Below are 16,475 nucleotides of genomic sequence, written 5' to 3' on the forward strand. Positions count from 1 at the left end.
CACGCACGTGGGGATGGACCGGCATCCTCAAAGGCCATCGCCGCCCGGGTGGCGTAGTCCCCACGCACGTGGGGATGGACCGAGATGAGCCGCCCCGACCACGTGGCCGAGGTGGTAGTCCCCACGCACGTGGGGATGGACCGGCCTGGAAAGGGCTAAGCTCCCTTGGGCCCACGTAGTCCCCACGCACGTGGGGATGGACCGTGAAGCTCGCCGGAGTACATGCCCGCCCGCAGTAGTCCCCACGCACGTGGGGATGGACCTCCCCCTTCCCGCTCAACCATGCCCCAGGACGGTAGTCCCCACGCACGTGGGGATGGACCGACCCCCCTTGCACTCCGGTATCGCCCCCCGGTGTAGTCCCCACGCACGTGGGGATGGACCAGCTTCCCTAACGAGCCTATCCACCGCCCTCAGTAGTCCCCACGCACGTGGGGNAGGTCCGGAGCGGCGAGCGGGAGGTGCGAGGTAGTCCCCACACACGTGGGGATGGACCGGAGTGGGCCCGGAAGATGGCGAGGGAAGGCTAGTAGTCCCCACACGCGTGGGGATGGAGCAGTAGAGGAAAAGTTTTGAGCATGAGATAGGCTTCGTAAAGAAAGTTTGCAGTAAAGACCACAGGGTTCTAGAAGGGGGAAACCTTGAACAAGGGATACCTGTGGGATTACAATAGCCTCGGGAGGTGCAAACCTATGCACAAACTTCTCCCGGGGGTTTTGCTTTTAGCGGGGATCGTACAGGCTCAAAGCTGGAACATGGCCACCCCCTACCCTCCGGGCAACTTCCACACCCAGAACATCCAGCAGTTCGCGCGCGAGGTGGAGGAGGCCACCGGAGGCAGGCTCAGGATCACCGTCCACCCCGGGGGCTCCCTCTTCCCCCACCCCCAGATCCTGCCCGCCGTGAGGAACGGGCAGATCCAGATGGGGGAGGTCCTCATGTCCCTCCTGGCCAACGAGTTTCCCATCTTCAACCTGGACGCCATCCCCTTCGTGGCCACGGGCTACGAGGAAGCCAGGAGGCTCTACCAGGCCCAGCGCCCCGAGGTGGAGCGCTGGCTGGGCCAGCGGGGGATGGTCCTCCTCTACGCCGTGCCCTGGCCCCCCCAGGGGCTTTACACCCGGCGCCCGGTGAACTCGGCCCAGGACCTCCGGGGCCTCCGCTTCCGGGCCTACAACCCGGCCACCGCCCGCATGGCGGAGCTTCTGGGGATGACCCCGGTCCAGGTGGAGGCCGCGGACATCCCCCAGGCCTTCGCCACGGGGATCGTGGAGGCCATGGTCACCTCCGCCGCCACCGGGGTGGACAGCCAGGCCTGGGACTTCACCCGCTACTTCTACGACGTGAAGGCTTGGATCCCCAAGAACATGGTGGTGGTGGGCCGCCGCGCCCTCGAGGGCCTCTCCCCCCAGGACCGGGAGGCCCTCCTGCAGGCGGCCAGGCGGGCGGAGGAACGGGGCTGGCGCCTGAGCCAGGAGCAGGAGGAGCGGGCCATGCAGACCCTGGCCAGCCGGGGCATGCAGGTGGTGAGGCCCTCCCCCCAGCTCCTGGCCGACCTGCGCCGCGTGGGCGAGACCATGGTCCTGGAGTGGCAGCGGCAGGCGGGGGCCCAGGGGGTGCAGGTCTACCGGCGCTACCTGGGCCGATGAACCTGCTAGCGAGGGCCCTCGAGGGCCTCTTCCGCCTCTCCGAGCTCCTGGCGGCCCTCATGGGCCTCTTCATCCTCCTGGTGATCCTGGCCCAGATTCTGGGCCGCCAGCTGGGCTTCGTGGTCCCCTCCGCCCTGGAGATGGCGGGCTTCGCCACCGCGGGGCTCATCTTCCTGGGCCTCGCCCCCACCCTCCGGGCCGGAGGGCACATCCGGGTGCGGCTTCTCCTCGGGCGCCTGCCCCCAGGCCCCCGCCGCCTGGCCGAGGGCCTGGCCCTGGGCCTCGCTCTCCTGGCCGCCCTCTACGCCACCTGGCAGGCCTGGCTCCGGGTGGCGGAGAGCTACCGCTTCGGCGACCTGGCCCCGGGCCTCCTCCCCTTGCCCCTCTGGCTGCCGCAAAGCTTCCTGGCCCTGGGCCTCACCTTCTTCGCCCTGGCCCTCCTGGAGGCCGGGACCCGGCTCCGCAAGGGGGCGGAGGGATGAGCCTCGCAGAGGTAGGCCTCTTCCTGGTCCTCCTGCTCCTGCTCCTTTTGGGCCTCGGGGTCTATGTGGGGCTCGCCCTCCTCCTGGTGGGCCTCTTCGCCCTGACCTTTTTCACCACCGCCCCCCCGGGGCCCAACGTGGCCACGGCCCTTTGGGTGAGCACCTCGGGCTGGACCCTGGCCGCCCTGCCCCTCTTTGTCTGGATGGGGGAGATCCTCTACCGCTCCCGGCTCGCCCAGGGGCTTTTCCAGGGGCTTGGCCCCCTCCTCGCCCGTCTCCCCGGGGGCCTCCTCCACGTGAACGTGGTGGCCAGCGCCCTCTTCGCCGCGGTCATCGGCTCCTCCGCCGCCACCACCGCCACCGTAGGCCGTTTCACCCTGCCCGAGCTCCTAAAGCGGGGCTACCCCAAGGCCCTGGCCCTGGGCTCCTTGGCGGGAGCGGGCACCCTGGGCTTCCTCATCCCTCCCAGCATCGTCCTCATCGTCTACGGGGTCATGGCCGAGGTCTCCGTGGCCCGGCTCTTCATGGCGGGCGTGGTGCCGGGCATAAGCCTGGCCCTGCTCTTCATGCTCCTGGTGGCCCTTTTGGCCTGGCGGTTCCGGGGGGAGCTCCCCCAAGAGCCCCGGGTTCCCTGGCGGGAAAGGCTGAGGGGGCTTGGGAGCCTCTTCCCCGTTCTCCTCCTCATCCTCCTGGTCCTGGGCTCCATCTACCTGGGGGTGGCCACCCCCACGGAAGCCGCGGCCCTCGGGGTGGCGGGGGCTTTCGTGCTGGCAGCCTTGAACCGGGAGCTTTCCCCCGCCCTCTTCCGGGAAAGCCTCCTGGGGGCGGTGCGCACCACCAGCATGATCGGCCTCATCCTGGCAGGAGCCGGGGTGCTCACCCTGGCCATGGGCTTCACCGGCATCCCCCGGGCCCTGGCCGCCTGGGCGGTGGAGGCGGGGGTCACCCCTCTCCTCCTCATCCTCCTCCTAAGCCTGGTCTACGTCGTCCTGGGCTGGTTTTTGGACGGCATCTCCATCGTGGTCCTCACCATCAGCGTGATCCTGCCCGTGGTCCAGGCGGTGGGGGTGGACCCCTTGTGGTTTGGGATCTACCTGGTCCTCATGGTGGAGCTGGCCCAGATAACCCCCCCGGTGGGCTTCAACCTCTTCGTCATCCAGTCCCTCACCGGGGAGGATCTGTTCCGCATCGCCCGCTACGCCCTGCCCTTCATGGGGGCGCTCCTCCTCATGGTGGGCCTTCTGGTGGCCTTTCCGGAAATGGCCACCTGGCTCCCCCGGACCATGACCGGGGGATAAGGTGCGCATCCTTCCCGTCTGGAGCGGGTTCCCCGGGCGAAGCCACCGGGGCTACCTGGGGCTTTCCAGTGCCTACCTCGTCCTGGCTTCCAAAACAATCCTCTACGACACGCTGGGCTTTGGCGAACGGGAGGGGCTGGGACAGCGCCTTTCCGCCTTAGGCGTCCCCCTCGAGGCCGTGGAGGTGGTGGTCTTGAGCCACCTGCACTTCGACCACGCGGCCAACGTGGACCTTTTCCCCCAGGCGGAGGTGGTGGTCCATGAACGGGAGTTGGACCACGCGGAAAGAGTGGCGCAAAACCCCCGCCGTGACCCCGCTTGCCTCTACGTCCTCCTACCCCTTCTGGAACGCCTGCGGCTCAGGGCGGTGCGGGAGGAGGGGGAGCTTCTCCCGGGCCTGCGGCTCCTCCACCTTCCAGGGCACACGCCAGGGCTTTTGGGCCTCGAGGTCCAGGGTGCCGGTGCCCTGGTAAGCGATGCGGTCAAAAGCCGCTTCGACCTCGAGGGGCCACCAGCCCTCCCTTGCGTGGACCCCGAGGAAGCCCTGAGGAGCCGCCTGCGGGTCCTAAAGCATCCCCGCATCTTCCCGGGCCACGACGTGCCCCTGGTGCGCATCGGAAACCGCTTTGTTCCCGAGGGCATGGCCGAACTCCACCTGTTCTACGGGGAGCAGGAGGCAAGGTTTATCCTGTGAACCAGGAGGTGCTCCATGCGAATAGACCTCAACGCCGATGCCGGGGAGTCCTATGGGGTCTTTACCTACGGCCATGATGGGGAGATCTTCCCTCTGGTGACCTCGGTGAACCTGGCCTCTGGCTTCCACGGGGGAAGCCCCAGCCGCATGCGGGAGGCGGTGGCCCTGGCCAAGGCCCACGGGGTGGCGGTGGGAGCCCACCCCGGCTTCCCGGACCTGGTGGGCTTTGGCCGCCGGGAGATGGCCCTAAGCCCCGAGGAGGTCTACGCGGACGTCCTCTACCAGATCGGGGCCCTTTACGCCTTTCTGCGGGCGGAAGGCCTCGGGCTGCACCATGTGAAGCCCCACGGGGCCCTGTACCTCAAGGCCTGCCGGGACCGGGAAACGGCCCGGGCCATCGCCGAGGCGGTCCGGGCCTTTGACCCGGAGGTGCCCCTGGTGGTCCTCCCCGGCACCGTGTACGAGGAGGAGGCCAGGCGGGCGGGGCTCAGGGTGGTCCTGGAGGCTTTCCCGGAGAGGGCCTACCTGAGGGACGGCCAGCTCGCCCCCCGCTCCCTGCCCGGGTCTTGGATTACGGACCCCGAGGAGGCCGCCCGGAGGGCCCTCAGGATGGTCCTGGAGGGCAGGGTGGAGGCCCTGGACGGAGGGGAGGTGAGGGTGCGGGCGGAGACCCTCTGCATCCACGGGGACAACCCCCGGGGCCCCGAGGTGGCCCGGGCGGTGCGGAAGGCCCTGGAGGAAGCCGGGGTGGGGATCCGGACCTTTTAGCGCCACACCCCCCGCTCCCGGAAGTAGCGGACCGCCCCCTCGTGATAGGGGACCCGGCCACCCCGAGAGCGCACCGCATTTTCCAGGGTAGTGTCCCGGGCCGGGGCCACGGCCGTGTGAAGAGCAGGAAGATTCTCAAAAACTGTCCTGACGATAGCGTAAGCAGCCTCTTCCGGAAGGCTCGCGGGGCAAACAAACACATTCCAGAAGGTAAGCGTGGGGGTATCGTAGCGCGTGTTATAAACACTCTTGGGAATAATGCCCGTATCCACCACACCGGGGAAGCGCCGCATGAGCACCTGTACCGGCGTGCTCTGAGGCGGCAGGGAAACCAAAAAGAGGCGCTTACCGCGGCGGTTCAAAGCCGCGGCCAACTCTAGGATGCTTCCTGTGGGCAACCCACCAGACCAGAAAAGGGCATCCAAGTTCCCCTCCGCCATCATTTGGGCGCTTTCCGATACCCGGTTTCTTATCCACCTCCCAAAGTGGGTACGGGGGTCAAAGCCCGGGATAGCAGCGGACATGAGGATCCTGGCCTCGTACTCGATGATGCCCCCCGCCACCTCTGTGGACACCCTTTTACCCCGCAAATCCTGAAGGACACGGATGCCACTGTCCTCCGTAGTCACCACATGGAAGTAGTTGGGATACATGGTGAAAAGGATCCGCACCGGGGCAGGGTTCCCCTGGAAGCGCTCCTCCCCTTGGAAGGCCAGGAGCACGGCATCGGGGAGAGCGGTGCCGCAGTAATAAATCCCCCGGCTGGGGTCCGTTCGGTCCCGGAGGAGCAAGAGGTTTTCCATAGAACCCCCTGACTGCATGGCCTGGGCCTGGACAACCCCGCTCCTGTTTAGAATCTCCGCCACCGCGGTGCCGTAGTAAAAGTAAACGCCGCCCACACCCCCGGTACCGATAAGGACCTGAGGCTTGGAACCGGTCTGGGCTAAAACCATCCCTAGCACAAGGAGGAATCCCAGAAAACGGGCCATCGCACAGCCACCCCCTATGCTTCAGGGTCATGCTAAAAGGAGGGCTCTTCAGAAGTCAACGCCCCTCCCGGCTGCCCACCAGGCAGGCGGCGCCGGCCATCAGGGCGGAGAGGAGGAGCACCGTGGCGGCGAAGGCGGGGCGGTGGCCCTGGAGGAGGGGCTCAAAGAAGGCCAGGGATACTCCCGCTAGGGCGCTCCCTGCCCCCTGGCCCAGGGTCCTGGCCACGGAGAGGGCCCCGGAGGCCAGGCCCTCGAGGCCCTGCGGGGCCAGGGAAAGCACCTGGGCGTTGTTGGCCGCCTGGAAAAGGGCCCGGCCCACCCCCAGGAGGAGGAGGCCCAGGGCCGCCCCCCAAAAGGGATGCCAGAGGGGCAGGAAGGCCAGGGCTATCCCTGCCCCCACCAACAGGTACGCTCCCCGGAGGGCCATCCGACCGTAGCCCAGGCGGTCGGCAGCTTTCCCGGCCCAAGCCCCCGCAAGGAGAAGCTGCAAGGAACCCCAAAGGAGGAGGCCGCCGATGGCTCCTGGAGAAAACCCCTCCGCCCCCAGGTAAAAGGCCACGGCCACGGTGGTACCCAGCGTTTGCAGGAAGTAAAGGCCGGTGGCCCAAAGGACCCGGGAAAACCCCGGGGTCCGCAAGAGCTCCCGGAGCCCACCCCCCTGGGGCGGCAGGCCGGGGAGGTTCCCTGCGAGGAGAAGGGCCAGGAAACCGAAGGGAAGGGGCAGAAGGAAAACATAGGCCACCCCCAGGCTGGCCACCACCCCGCCCAAGGCCGGCCCCAGGAGGGTGCCCGTGGCCACGGTGCTGGCCACCATCCCCATGGCGTACCCCCGGGCGTGGGGAAAGGCGCCGGCGGCCAGGCCCGGCACCAGACCCACCACCATAGCCGTGGCCACCCCCTGGAGGAAGCGCAGGAGGTAGAGGAGAGGGAGGGACGGGGCGAGAAAGAGGAGGAGGGCCAGAGCCGCGTGGAGGACCACCCCGGTCCGGAAGAGGCTCCCGGCACCCAACCTTCCCCCAAGCCAGGCCAGGGGGAGATAGGCCAAAGCGGCCCCAAGGAGCCCCGTGGAAACCACCCCTTGTGCCGCCTCCGGCCCCACCCCGAAGGCCTCTGCCAAAGCAGGTAGGGCCGGGGCCAGACTGCTCTCGCTTACCGTTCCCAGAAGGACCCCAGCGAGCAAGACCAGGAGCCTGGGGTCCAGGAAAGGAAGCATATTCCGCAGCATACCGTCGCCCCCCTAGCCTCCACCCTTAAACTAAGGCCATGCAAACCGCGGGCAAGACCTGGGTGGTCACGGGTGCAGGAAGCGGGCTTGGCCAAGCCCTGGTGCTGGAGCTTCTCCGGCGCGGATCCCGGGTAGCCGCGGTGGACCGGAGCCGAGAGGGTCTGGAGGAAACCCAAACCAAAGCGGGCGGCAGCGCGGCTGGGCTAAGCCTCCACCTTCTGGACATCACCCAGCGGGCACGGGTGGAGGCCCTGGCGGAAGAGGTAGAACAAGTCCACGGCCAGGTGGACGGACTCATCAACAACGCCGGTATCATCCAGGCCTTCAAGAGGCTTCAGGACTTGGACCTCGAGGCCGGTGAGCGGGTCATGGGGGTGAACTTCTACGGCACCCTCTACATGATCAAAGCCTTCCTCCCCAGGCTTCTCCAACGCTCTGAGGCCCACATCGTCAACGTTTCCAGCATGGGAGGTTTCCTCCCGGTACCGGGCCAGACGATCTACGGGGCCTCCAAGGCCGCCGTCAAGCTCCTCACCGAAGGGCTTTGGGCCGAGCTTCAGGGAACTCCGGTGCGGGTGACCCTGGTTCTGCCCGGGGCCATGCGTACAGGGATCGCCCAGCACTCTGGGGTAGAAACGCCAAGGTCCGAGGGGCAGGCCCAGGTTCCCCTTCTGGAGCCGGAGGAGGCCGCCAGGACCTTGCTAGAGGCTGTGGAAAAGAACGCCTTCCGCGTCCTCCTGGGCAAGGACGCCCGCACCATGGACCTCCTCTACCGCCTAAGCCCCCTTTACGCCACCCGGCTCATCCAGCGGCGGATGGCCCATCTCCTGAGGTAGGGGGCAGGCGGCTCCTTCCTCGAGGACAAAGACCCGAAGCCGCCCCTTGGGGGTACCCAAGACCTCCTGGAAGATGGTCTCGGCCTCCCACCTGAGGGCCTTCCGCTCCTCTTGGGTGAGGGGCTTTTCCCGGATCACCAGGACCTCCAGCATGGGCATGGCAACCCCCTAGGCCAAGCGCAAGGAAAGCCCCCTTCCCCCAGTCCCCTCCAAGGTAAAGAGGTCCCCCGGGCCCGCAGCCTGTACGGGGGCCCAAGCCCCGGACATGACGATGTCTCCCGGCTCCAGGGCCACCCCGAACCGAGCCAGGGCGCCCGCCAACCAAGCCACCGCCCGTGCGGGGTGGCCCAAGCAGGCCACCCCCACCCCTTGGGCCACCGGATCCCCGTTTTTGTAAAGCACAAGGCCCAAGGTGGAGAGATCCTCTTCCAGCAAAGCCCTCTCCCAGGGGCCCACGAAGAAGGCCCCGAAGGAAGCGTTGTCGGCGATGGTGTCCTCAATGCGGATGCGCCAGTCGGCGATGCGGCTATCCACGATCTCCAGCGCGAAGGCCACGGCTTCCGTGGCCGCAAGCACCTCCTGGGGGGTCACGTGGGGACCCTCGAGACGCCGCCCGAGGAGGAAGGCCAGCTCCCCCTCCACCCGGGGTTGGAGGAAGAGGGAGAAGGGCACCTCCCCCCGCTCCCCCACCCCCAGGAAGCGGCTTTGCCAGAGGTGGCCAAAGTCCGGCTGGTCCACCCCCAGCTGCTCCTGCACCGCCTTAGAGGTAAGGCCGATCTTCCGCCCCACCACCCGGTCCCCCTGGGCCAGGCGGAGGGTGTTCCAGGCTTCCTGCACCCGGTAGGCGGCCTCCACCCCCCTCAGCCCTCTCTCGGAGAGGGGGGGTATGGGCTTCCGCTCCACCCAGGCCGTCTCCAGCTCCCTGGCAAAGGCCTCGAGCTCCATGGCTTCACCGGTTGGCCAGGCAGACGTTCTTGGTCTCGTAGTAAAACTCGTAGCCGTAGTGGCCGCCCTCCCGGCCGATGCCCGACTGCTTGGCCCCGCCAAAGGGCACCCGCAGGTCGCGCACAAACCAGTCGTTGATCCAAACGGTACCCACCTCCAGGGCTTCCGCCACCCGCACCGCCTGGCCCACGTCCCTCGTCTGGACGATGGCGTTCAGGCCGTAGGGGGTGTTGTTGGCGAGGGCTATGGCCTCCTCCTCGGTGTCAAAAGGCATCACCACCACCATGGGCCCAAAGATCTCCTCCTGGCACACCCGGTCCGAGGGCTTCACGTCCACCACCACCGTGGGCTCCAAAAAGTAGCCCTTGTCCAAGGGGTGCGGCAGCTCGGGGCGCTTGCCTCCCGTGAGAAGGGTGGCGGTCTCGCGGGCGATCTCCACATAGGACATCACCTTCCGCAGGTGTTCCTCGGCGATGAGAGCCCCCATGCGGGTTTCGGGGTCCAAGGGATCCCCCACCTTCAGCGCCTTGGCCGCCCGCACCAACCGGTCCAAGAAGGGCTCGTAGACGGGCCGCTCCACCAGGAGCCGCGAGCCCGCCAAGCAGACCTCCCCCTGGTTAAAGAAGCCGGCCCGTAAGGTCACCTCCACCGCCCGATCCAGGTCGGCGCTCCGGAAAATGAGGTTGGGGGCCTTCCCACCAAGCTCCATGGAAAGGCGTTTCAGGGTATCGGCGGCGTTGCGCATGATGACTTTCCCGGTGGTGGTTTCCCCAGTGAAGGAGATGAGGCGGACACCGGGATGCCGGGTAAGGAACTCCCCGGCGGAGTTAGGCCCGAAGCCGTGGACCACGTTGAAGACGCCCGGGGGAAGCCCGGCCTCGTGGGCACATCTGGCCAACAGCCAAGCCCCCAAGGGGGTGAACTCCGCAGGCTTCAGGACGGCGGTGTTCCCAAAAGCCAGGGTGGGCCCGATCTTCCACGTGGCGAGCATGCTAGGCATGTTCCAGGGGGTGATCAAGGCCGCCACCCCCACGGGGAAACGGAGGACGTAGTTGACGTAACCGTTTTCCATGGGGTAGGCCTCGGAGCCGTGGGTCACGGCGAAGTCGGCGAAGAACTCGATGTTGTTCGCCATGCGCTCCACGTACCCCAGGCGGTTCTCGTGGATGGGTCGGCCCACGTCCAGGCTCTCCAGGACCTCAAAGACTGGCCGGTACTCGCGAATCTTCTCGGCGAACCGCCGGAGGTACGGGCGGCGTTGGCTAGGGGGCATCTTCCCCCAGGTCCTGAAAGCCTCGGTGGCCGCCGCCACCGCCCTTTCCACCTCCTCCTCCCGGCCCTCCGGGACAGTCCCGATCACCTCCCCTGTGGCCGGGTAGACGACGGGGAAAGGGTGGTCGCCCCGGTCGAACTCCCCGCCGATGTAGTGGGTTACCTCGAGGGGAAGGGTGAAGGGAAAGCCTAAGGCTTTGAGCCGCTCCTGGGTCTCCTTGTAGATCTTGGGTTCCACCACGGTCCACCTCCTACGCTACCCGGGCGAGGAGGACCCCCCCCTCGCCCCAAAGCTCCAAAACCCCCCGCGCGAGGGGCACCGCCGCCGCCGGGGAGCCCAGGAAGACGATCTGCCCTGCCCTGAGGCCCCCCACGCGCTCTGCTAGCCAGGAAAGCCTGGCCCCCGGATCCCCCAAAGCCTCCACCAGCCCCTCCGCCACCTTCTCCCCGTTCAGGTAAAGGCGCAGAGCCCCCCGGGGCAGGCAGCCGTAACGCCTCAGACCCAGGAGAAAAGCTCCCCCTGAGGTGTTGTCCACCACCACCTCGGGCAGGGAAAAGCGGTAGCCCTCCCAGACCGAGTCCAGGATGTCCATCGCCAGGAAGAAACCCCCGATGGCCTGGTGGGCCCGGTCCAAGGAGGCCCCCGGCGGCAGGTCTTTTCGCAGGATCAAGGCCACCTCGGGTTCCACCCGGGGCTGAAGGAACCGCGCCAGGTCCACCCGCTCCACCAGCATGCCCGGGTGTACCCGGCCGAAGATAGGCTCAGCGATGCCCATCTGCCGCTGCTTGGCCTCGGAAACCAAGCCCAGTTTGAAGCCCTTGAGGGGACCGGGAAAAAGGGCCTCCTGGATACGGTAAGCTTCCTCCAGTCCCACCCCCCAGTTCCTACCCCCGGAGAGGGTCCTGCCCTCGGCCCGCGCTTTCCGCACCGCCTCTAAAAGGGTCACGCTCCCTCCTTGTCCGAAAAGAGGACGCCCCCTGCCGCCCACTGATCCCGCCGCACCTCGTAAAGGATGACCCGCACCTCCTCGTAGGGTTCCTCGAGGAGCCTCGAGGCCATCTCCGTGAGCCTTCGTACCAGCTCCCGCTTCTTTTCTAAAGGACGCCCCTCCAATAGGGTCACCCTGAGCACCACCATACGCCCCTCAGTCTGCCAACGCTCCGGCTTCCTTCTCCTTGAGTTCCAAGGCCACCCGCAGGATCCAGTCCTCCTGCCCCGCCACCGCCTGCCTGCGCCCAAGCTCCAACAGGATGGCTAGGGGATCCACCCCGAGCTCCTTGCCGATCCTTTTGGCGTGGAGGAGGAAGGTAGAGTAGACCCCGGCGTAACCGATGGCCACGGAGTCCCGGTCCGGGTAGGGCTGGAAGTGGAGGATGGGCCCCACCAGGTACTCCGCTGCGTCCAGGAGCTTGAAGACCTCCAGGCCCGGGTTGAGGCCCGCCTTGTCCAAGACCGCGGCCAGAACCTCCGTGGCCGCGTTCCCCGCCCCCGCCCCGTAGCCACGGAGGGTGCCGTCCACCCAGTCCGCCCCCGCGGCCAAGGCGGCCAGGGTATTGCCGATAGCCAGGCCCAGGTTGTTGTGGGCATGGAAGCCCACCTTGGCCCGCTTCAGGGCTTCCTTGAGCGCCCTCACCCGCAGGTAAGCATCCTCGGGCAGCATGGCCCCGGCCGAGTCCACGATGTACACCACATCCGCCCCGTAGCTCTCCATCAGGAGGGCCTGCTCGGCGAGGAACTCCGGCGGGCGCATGTGGCTCATCATGAGGAAGCCCACGGCCAGAAGGCCCATCTCCTTGGCCATGCCGAAGTGCTGCTCGGAGATGTCCGCCTCGGTGCACTGGGTGGCGATGCGCACCATCTGGACACCGGCCTCCACCGCCTCCTTGAGCTCCTTCCGGGTGCCGATCCCGGGAAGGAGGAGCGCCGCCACCTTAGCCCTTTGGACCACCTCCCGCACCGCCCGGATGAGTTCCAGCTCGCTCACCCGGGAGAAGCCGTACTGAAGCGAGCTCCCCCCCAACCCGTCCCCGTGGGCGACCTCTAGGGCGTAGATCCCGGCCGCATCCAGGGCCTGGGCAATGGCTCGGGCCTCCTCTGGGGTGTACTGATGGCGGTGGGCATGGGAGCCATCTCGGAGCGTGGTGTCTACCACCACAGGAGGCTTGGCAAAGGACAGATCAAAGCTCACGCCACCACCTCCTCGGGCCGTTTGCCCAGGAGGTGCTGGGCGAAAACCTCCCCTACTCGCCTGGCGGAAGCGGTCATGATGTCCAGGTTGCCCGCATACTTCGGCAAATAGTCCCCGGCCCCTTCCACCTCCAAGAGCATGGAGACCACCGCGCGCTCCCCCCAAGGGGTGGGCAGCATCTCGAAGACCGGGTCCGCCTTCAGGCGGTAGCCGGGCACGTACGCCTGCACCTCGGCCTCCATGGCCCGGACGCTTTGCACCACCGCCTCCCGGTCAAACACCTCGCTCTCCGGTATGGCCCGCACGGTGTTGGTCATGAGGATGGGGGGCTCGGCGGGGTTCAGGATGATGATGGCCTTGCCCTGCTTGGCCCCGCCGATGGCCTCGAGACCCCGGGCGGTGGTGAAGGTGAACTCGTCGATGTTCTGCCGCGTACCCGGTCCCGCCGAGTGGGAGGCCACGGTGGAGACCATCTCCGCGTAGAGGACCGGGGCCACCCGATGGACAGCGTAGACCAGGGGAATGGTAGCCTGGCCCCCGCAGGTAATGAGGTTGACGTTGTCCTCCTCCAAGTGGGCCTTGAGGTTTACCGGGGGCACCACGTAGGGCCCCCGGGCGGCCGGGGTGAGGTCGATGGCGATCTTCCCCGCTTCCCTTAACAGCCTGGCGTGGCGCACGTGGGCCTTGGCGCTGGTGGCGTCAAAAACGATGCGGATCTCGGGCCTCCCCAGGAGATAAGCGATGCCCTCGTGGCTGGCCTCCAAACCCAGGGCCCTAGCCCGGGCCAGTCCCTCGGAAGCGGGGTCTATCCCCACCACCGCCACCAGCTCCATGTGCCCTGGGTTCTTCAGAAGCTTGTACACCAGGTCCGTGCCGATATTCCCGGAGCCTAGGACCGCCACCTTGACCTTATCCATACCTCCTCCCCCATGTAGCCCAGGCGTTCAGAGACAGCGCGGGTGGCCTCGAGGATGGCCCTGCGGTACTCCTCCTTCAGCTGCTGGAAACGGTAAAAGGGGACGGAAAGGCTCATGGCGGCCACCACCTCCCCGGTGTGGTCCCGGATGGGGGCGGCCACGCAGCAGAGCTCCGGCACCACCTCCTCGATGTCGTAGGCGTACCCCCGCTCCCGCACCGCCTGCAACTCGGTCCTAAGCTCATCCAGGGTGGTGATGGTGTTAGGGGTGAAGGCAGGCATACCCCGCTCGGCGACGATGCTCTCCACCTCTTCCCAGGAGCGGAAGGCCAGGAGGACCTTGCCCACACCACTGCAGTGGGCAGGAAGCTCCACGCCAACCCCCGTGGTGGCCACCTTTACCGCCCGGGTACCCTCCAGCTTGTCCACGTAGACCACACGCCCGCACTCCAGGACCGCCAGGTGGGTGGTCTCCCCGAAGCGGGCCACCAGCTCCTCCATGGCCCGCCGGGCCTCCTGCCGCCAGGAGCTCGTGTAGAGGAGGACTTGGGCAAGGGCTAGGATGCGCCAACCCAAGCGGTAGCGCCCTTCCCGGCTCCGCTTCAAAAGCCCGATCTGGGCCAAGGTGGCCAGGAGAGCGTGGGCGCTGGACTTGGGCAGGCCCAGAGCCTTGGCCACCTCACTCACCCCCCATTCCGGACGCTCCCGGGTGAAGAGCTCCAAAACCTCGCCCACCTTCTGCACCGTTCCCAGCATGGGCCTCACCTCCGAGGGTAACCGCCTCCAGGTTACACGCCGAGCCCCTTTTTCGGGATAACGGAACAAGTGTTTCGCCTATGTTGAACGGTGCCCTTGAGCTACCAAGACCTCTGACCTAGCCTAAGGGACAAACGTCCCAGGAACGCAGGCCGGGCGTGAAACCGCCAAAAGGGAGGAGCAAGTGGCCAACCTACCGCTCAGGATGTCCGAGAAAGAGATGGAAGACCTCCGGGAGCGCTACCGGGAACTCATCGGCTTCGTTCCCCCCAGGATCCAGGCCCGCACCGATCTCCTAGCCCGCCTGGACCCTGACACCCTGCGCCTGCAAGAAGAGCTAAGGGCCCGGCTCATGTACCCGGCTTGCTTTGACGTGAAGACCGCCCAGCTCATGCTCTTCGGCATGCTCCTCATGGACCTTTCCGACGCCGCCCGCCTCCACGCCATCGCCGCCAGGAGGGCAGGGGCCACCTATGAGGAGCTCAGCGCGGTGGTGGGGCTGGCTTTCCTGTTCCGCGGCTTGCCCGCCGCCAACCGCGGGGCGGAGGTCATCCAAGAAATCCTGCGCATGGAGGAAGAAGGGAGGCTGTAGATGGAAAGCTTTGACGTCGTTCAGCTGGCGCATGTGGAGCTCTATACCCCCAACCCTGAGGGTACCCTCTGGTTCTTCAAGGAGATTTTGGGCCTCGAGGAAACCGCCCGCGAGGGGCAGTCGGTGTACCTGCGGGCCTACGAGGACTGGTACCACCATTCTCTGAAGGTAACCGAGGCCAAGGAGCCGGGCCTGGGGCACGTGGCCTGGCGCACCGCCTCTCCTGAGGCCCTGGAAAGGCGCATCAAAGCGCTGCAAGCCTCGAGGCTTGGGGAAGGGTGGACCGAAGGCGACCTGGGTCACGGGCCTGCCTACCGCTTCCGCACCCCCGATGGGCACAGGATGGAGCTCCTCTTCGAGGTGGAGTACTACCAAGCTCCCCCGGAAAAGCAGAGCCGCTTGAAAAACCGTCCCTCGAAGCGCCCTCTAAGGGGGGTACCCGTGCGGCGCATCGACCACGTCAACTGCCTCTGCGCTGAGGTTACCTCCAACCGCCGCTTTTTCGAGGAAGTCTTGGGCTTCAAGCTCAGGGAACAGAAGATCAGGGGGGAAGGCGAAGAGCTCGGGGCCTGGCTTTCCGTGAGCCCCCTGGTGCACGAGATCGGCCTCATGCGGGACGCCACGGGTTCCCGGGCCCGCTTCCACCACATCGCCTTCTGGTACGGCTACCCCCAGCACCTCATGGACCTGGCCGACCTCTGCATGGAATACGACATCCCCATTGAGGCCGGCCCCGGTAAGCACGGCACTACCCAGGCCTACTTCATGTACGTCTTTGAACCCGGAGGAACGCGCGTGGAGCTCTTCGGGGACACCGGCTACCTCATCTTCGACCCCACCTGGAAAACCGTGGTCTGGGATGTGACCAACGTGAACGACCTGGAGAAGAGCAGCATCTGGTTCGGGGGCAACCTGCCGACGACCTTCTACAGCTACGGCACGCCGCCGGTGAAGGAAAGGGTGGGCATATAACCAAACTGGGCTCTAACCGGCGAACCGCCGGTTAAGGCATAAGGGAGGTTAACGATGAGGCGACAGGTGGTTCGGCTTCTAATCTTGGGTTCTTTCTTAGTAACTTTTGCTTTAGGCCAGCAAGGTGTAGTGAAGATTGGGGTAACAGTTTCCTCTACAGGGCCTGCAGCAGCCTTGGGTATCCCTCAAAGAAACACGGCGCTTCTTCTTCAAGAAATCGTCGATAGGACTGGGGGTATAGCAAGCCGCCGAGTGCAGTTTGTTATTCTAGACGATGCAACAGATCCAACTCAAAGCGTCCGCAATGTACGACGCTTAATTGAAGAGGGGGCGGTGGCAATTATTGGCCCTACGCTCAGCGCCTCTGCTCTCGCAATAATCCCGGCAATCGCTGAAGCCAGGATTCCTAATCTTTCTACGGGACCCAGCAAAGACATCTCGTATCCTGTTGATGAGCAGCGGTTCTGGGTCTTCCAGGTTACACCAACTGAAGAAATAATGGCTAGGGCGGTAGTGACTGACATGACGCATCGAGGACTTCGTACCGTAGCCTACATTGGTTTCAATGATTCTTACGGGGAAGGTTGGGCCCGTTTCTTTGAGGCCGAGGCCCGGGCCAAGGGCCTGCAGGTGCTGGCCAGCGAGCGCTACGCCCGCACCGACACTTCGGTGACGGGCCAGGTGCTCAGGATCCTCGCCCGGAGGCCCGATGCCGTCTTGGTGGGGGCGAGCGGCACCCCGGCGGTCCTGCCCCAAAGGACCCTGAGGGAGCGGGGCTACGCCGGGCTCATCTACCAGACCCACGGGGTGGCCAGCCCCGACTTCCTCCGGGTGGGGGGCCGGGACGTGGAGGGTACCCTCTTTCCCGTCGGGCCCATCCTGGTGGCGGAGC

The 16,475-nt window shown here is 66.4% G+C and carries 19 protein-coding genes and 1 CRISPR repeat array; of the genes, 9 read left to right on the top strand and 10 right to left on the bottom strand.

What is annotated here, in order from left to right:
• Positions 1-53: 53 nt before the first annotated feature.
• Positions 54-557: a CRISPR direct-repeat array (repeat unit 28 nt; unit sequence GTAGTCCCCACGCACGTGGGGATGGACC).
• A 135-nt stretch (positions 558-692) separates the two neighbouring features.
• The 5 genes from ETP66_RS11040 to ETP66_RS11060 are packed head-to-tail and all read left to right on the top strand — an operon-like array spanning position 693 to position 4,891.
• Positions 693-1,649, top strand: coding sequence for a TRAP transporter substrate-binding protein (locus ETP66_RS11040; protein ID WP_130842648.1), 957 nt, complete (start codon positions 693-695; stop codon positions 1,647-1,649).
• Positions 1,646-2,131 (top strand): TRAP transporter small permease, encoded by a 486-nt coding sequence (locus ETP66_RS11045; RefSeq protein ID WP_130842649.1) that lies wholly within the window; start codon positions 1,646-1,648, stop codon positions 2,129-2,131. Before ETP66_RS11040 ends, ETP66_RS11045 begins: the two co-directional genes overlap by 4 nt.
• Positions 2,128-3,429, top strand: coding sequence for a TRAP transporter large permease (locus ETP66_RS11050; protein WP_130842650.1), 1,302 nt, complete (start codon positions 2,128-2,130; stop codon positions 3,427-3,429). Before ETP66_RS11045 ends, ETP66_RS11050 begins: the two co-directional genes overlap by 4 nt.
• A 1-nt stretch (position 3,430) precedes the next feature.
• Positions 3,431-4,123, top strand: a complete 693-nt coding sequence (locus tag ETP66_RS11055; protein ID WP_130842651.1) for an MBL fold metallo-hydrolase — start codon at positions 3,431-3,433, stop codon at positions 4,121-4,123.
• A 15-nt stretch (positions 4,124-4,138) separates the two neighbouring features.
• Positions 4,139-4,891, top strand: a complete 753-nt coding sequence (locus tag ETP66_RS11060) for a LamB/YcsF family protein (protein WP_130842652.1) — start codon at positions 4,139-4,141, stop codon at positions 4,889-4,891.
• Here ETP66_RS11060 and ETP66_RS11065 read toward each other — a convergent pair.
• Positions 4,888-5,880 (bottom strand): TAXI family TRAP transporter solute-binding subunit, encoded by a 993-nt coding sequence (locus tag ETP66_RS11065; RefSeq protein ID WP_130842653.1) that lies wholly within the window; start codon positions 5,878-5,880, stop codon positions 4,888-4,890. The two genes, ETP66_RS11060 and ETP66_RS11065, sit on opposite strands and share 4 nt — an antisense overlap.
• Before the next feature lie 55 nt (positions 5,881-5,935).
• The gene (locus ETP66_RS11070) at positions 5,936-7,081 is read right to left on the bottom strand and encodes an MFS transporter (protein ID WP_130842664.1); all 1,146 of its coding nucleotides are present in this window, start codon (positions 7,079-7,081) and stop codon (positions 5,936-5,938) included.
• Between the two features lie 62 nt (positions 7,082-7,143).
• Between ETP66_RS11070 and ETP66_RS11075 the strand changes: the two genes are divergently transcribed.
• Positions 7,144-7,941, top strand: coding sequence for an SDR family NAD(P)-dependent oxidoreductase (locus tag ETP66_RS11075; RefSeq protein WP_130842654.1), 798 nt, complete (start codon positions 7,144-7,146; stop codon positions 7,939-7,941).
• On the opposite strand, the gene ETP66_RS12030 is transcribed toward ETP66_RS11075, so the two are convergent.
• From ETP66_RS12030 to ETP66_RS11115, 8 genes are read right to left on the bottom strand one after another with little or no spacing between them, the layout of a single operon-like run.
• Positions 7,882-8,100, bottom strand: coding sequence for a hypothetical protein (locus ETP66_RS12030; protein ID WP_201738530.1), 219 nt, complete (start codon positions 8,098-8,100; stop codon positions 7,882-7,884). The genes ETP66_RS11075 and ETP66_RS12030 overlap by 60 nt on opposite strands.
• A 9-nt stretch (positions 8,101-8,109) precedes the next feature.
• Positions 8,110-8,886 carry a 2-keto-4-pentenoate hydratase gene (locus ETP66_RS11085; protein WP_130842655.1) on the bottom strand — a complete coding sequence of 259 codons (777 nt, stop codon included), beginning with the start codon at positions 8,884-8,886 and terminating at the stop codon, positions 8,110-8,112.
• A 4-nt stretch (positions 8,887-8,890) separates the two neighbouring features.
• Positions 8,891-10,399 carry an aldehyde dehydrogenase gene (locus tag ETP66_RS11090; RefSeq protein WP_130842656.1) on the bottom strand — a complete coding sequence of 503 codons (1,509 nt, stop codon included), beginning with the start codon at positions 10,397-10,399 and terminating at the stop codon, positions 8,891-8,893.
• 10 nt (positions 10,400-10,409) lie between these two features.
• The gene (locus ETP66_RS11095) at positions 10,410-11,105 is read right to left on the bottom strand and encodes a 2-keto-4-pentenoate hydratase (protein WP_130842657.1); all 696 of its coding nucleotides are present in this window, start codon (positions 11,103-11,105) and stop codon (positions 10,410-10,412) included.
• On the bottom strand, positions 11,102-11,296 hold the full coding sequence (locus ETP66_RS11100) for a tautomerase family protein (RefSeq protein ID WP_130842658.1): 195 nt from the start codon (positions 11,294-11,296) through the stop codon (positions 11,102-11,104). Before ETP66_RS11100 ends, ETP66_RS11095 begins: the two co-directional genes overlap by 4 nt.
• A 7-nt stretch (positions 11,297-11,303) precedes the next feature.
• Positions 11,304-12,347 (bottom strand): 4-hydroxy-2-oxovalerate aldolase, encoded by a 1,044-nt coding sequence (gene dmpG / locus ETP66_RS11105; RefSeq protein ID WP_130842659.1) that lies wholly within the window; start codon positions 12,345-12,347, stop codon positions 11,304-11,306.
• The gene (locus ETP66_RS11110; RefSeq protein ID WP_130842660.1) at positions 12,344-13,264 is read right to left on the bottom strand and encodes an acetaldehyde dehydrogenase (acetylating); all 921 of its coding nucleotides are present in this window, start codon (positions 13,262-13,264) and stop codon (positions 12,344-12,346) included. Before ETP66_RS11110 ends, dmpG begins: the two co-directional genes overlap by 4 nt.
• Positions 13,237-14,019 carry an IclR family transcriptional regulator gene (locus tag ETP66_RS11115; protein ID WP_130842661.1) on the bottom strand — a complete coding sequence of 261 codons (783 nt, stop codon included), beginning with the start codon at positions 14,017-14,019 and terminating at the stop codon, positions 13,237-13,239. The genes ETP66_RS11110 and ETP66_RS11115 overlap by 28 nt, the downstream gene beginning before the upstream one ends.
• 205 nt (positions 14,020-14,224) lie before the next feature.
• On the opposite strand from ETP66_RS11115, the gene ETP66_RS11120 reads away from it, so the two are divergent.
• The 3 genes from ETP66_RS11120 to ETP66_RS11130 all read left to right on the top strand — a co-directional run.
• Entirely contained in the window at positions 14,225-14,611 is a 387-nt protein-coding gene (locus ETP66_RS11120) for a carboxymuconolactone decarboxylase family protein (protein WP_236630324.1), read from the top strand.
• On the top strand, positions 14,612-15,583 hold the full coding sequence (locus ETP66_RS11125) for a catechol 2,3-dioxygenase (protein ID WP_130842663.1): 972 nt from the start codon (positions 14,612-14,614) through the stop codon (positions 15,581-15,583).
• A 54-nt stretch (positions 15,584-15,637) separates the two neighbouring features.
• Positions 15,638-16,475, top strand: an 838-nt coding sequence (locus ETP66_RS11130) for an ABC transporter substrate-binding protein (protein WP_430731887.1), incomplete at its 3' end; no start/stop codon positions are given.

It is taken from the genome of Thermus thermamylovorans, assembly GCF_004307015.1.
Taxonomy (GTDB): Bacteria; Deinococcota; Deinococci; order Deinococcales; family Thermaceae; genus Thermus; species Thermus thermamylovorans.

Bases quoted from the DNA above. Each gene is read 5' to 3' on its own strand.
- ETP66_RS11040 (WP_130842648.1), top strand. From the start codon at position 693: ATGCACAAACTTCTCCCGGGGGTTTTGCTTTTAGCGGGGATCGTACAG.
- ETP66_RS11045 (WP_130842649.1), top strand. From the start codon at position 1,646: ATGAACCTGCTAGCGAGGGCCCTCGAGGGCCTCTTCCGCCTCTCCGAG.
- ETP66_RS11050 (WP_130842650.1), top strand. From the start codon at position 2,128: ATGAGCCTCGCAGAGGTAGGCCTCTTCCTGGTCCTCCTGCTCCTGCTC.
- ETP66_RS11060 (WP_130842652.1), top strand. From the start codon at position 4,139: ATGCGAATAGACCTCAACGCCGATGCCGGGGAGTCCTATGGGGTCTTT.
- ETP66_RS11065 (WP_130842653.1), bottom strand. From the start codon at position 5,880: ATGGCCCGTTTTCTGGGATTCCTCCTTGTGCTAGGGATGGTTTTAGCC.
- ETP66_RS11075 (WP_130842654.1), top strand. From the start codon at position 7,144: ATGCAAACCGCGGGCAAGACCTGGGTGGTCACGGGTGCAGGAAGCGGG.
- ETP66_RS12030 (WP_201738530.1), bottom strand. From the start codon at position 8,100: ATGCCCATGCTGGAGGTCCTGGTGATCCGGGAAAAGCCCCTCACCCAA.
- ETP66_RS11085 (WP_130842655.1), bottom strand. From the start codon at position 8,886: ATGGAGCTCGAGGCCTTTGCCAGGGAGCTGGAGACGGCCTGGGTGGAG.
- ETP66_RS11100 (WP_130842658.1), bottom strand. From the start codon at position 11,296: ATGGTGGTGCTCAGGGTGACCCTATTGGAGGGGCGTCCTTTAGAAAAG.
- ETP66_RS11110 (WP_130842660.1), bottom strand. From the start codon at position 13,264: ATGGATAAGGTCAAGGTGGCGGTCCTAGGCTCCGGGAATATCGGCACG.
- ETP66_RS11115 (WP_130842661.1), bottom strand. From the start codon at position 14,019: ATGCTGGGAACGGTGCAGAAGGTGGGCGAGGTTTTGGAGCTCTTCACC.
- ETP66_RS11120 (WP_236630324.1), top strand. From the start codon at position 14,225: ATGTCCGAGAAAGAGATGGAAGACCTCCGGGAGCGCTACCGGGAACTC.
- ETP66_RS11125 (WP_130842663.1), top strand. From the start codon at position 14,612: ATGGAAAGCTTTGACGTCGTTCAGCTGGCGCATGTGGAGCTCTATACC.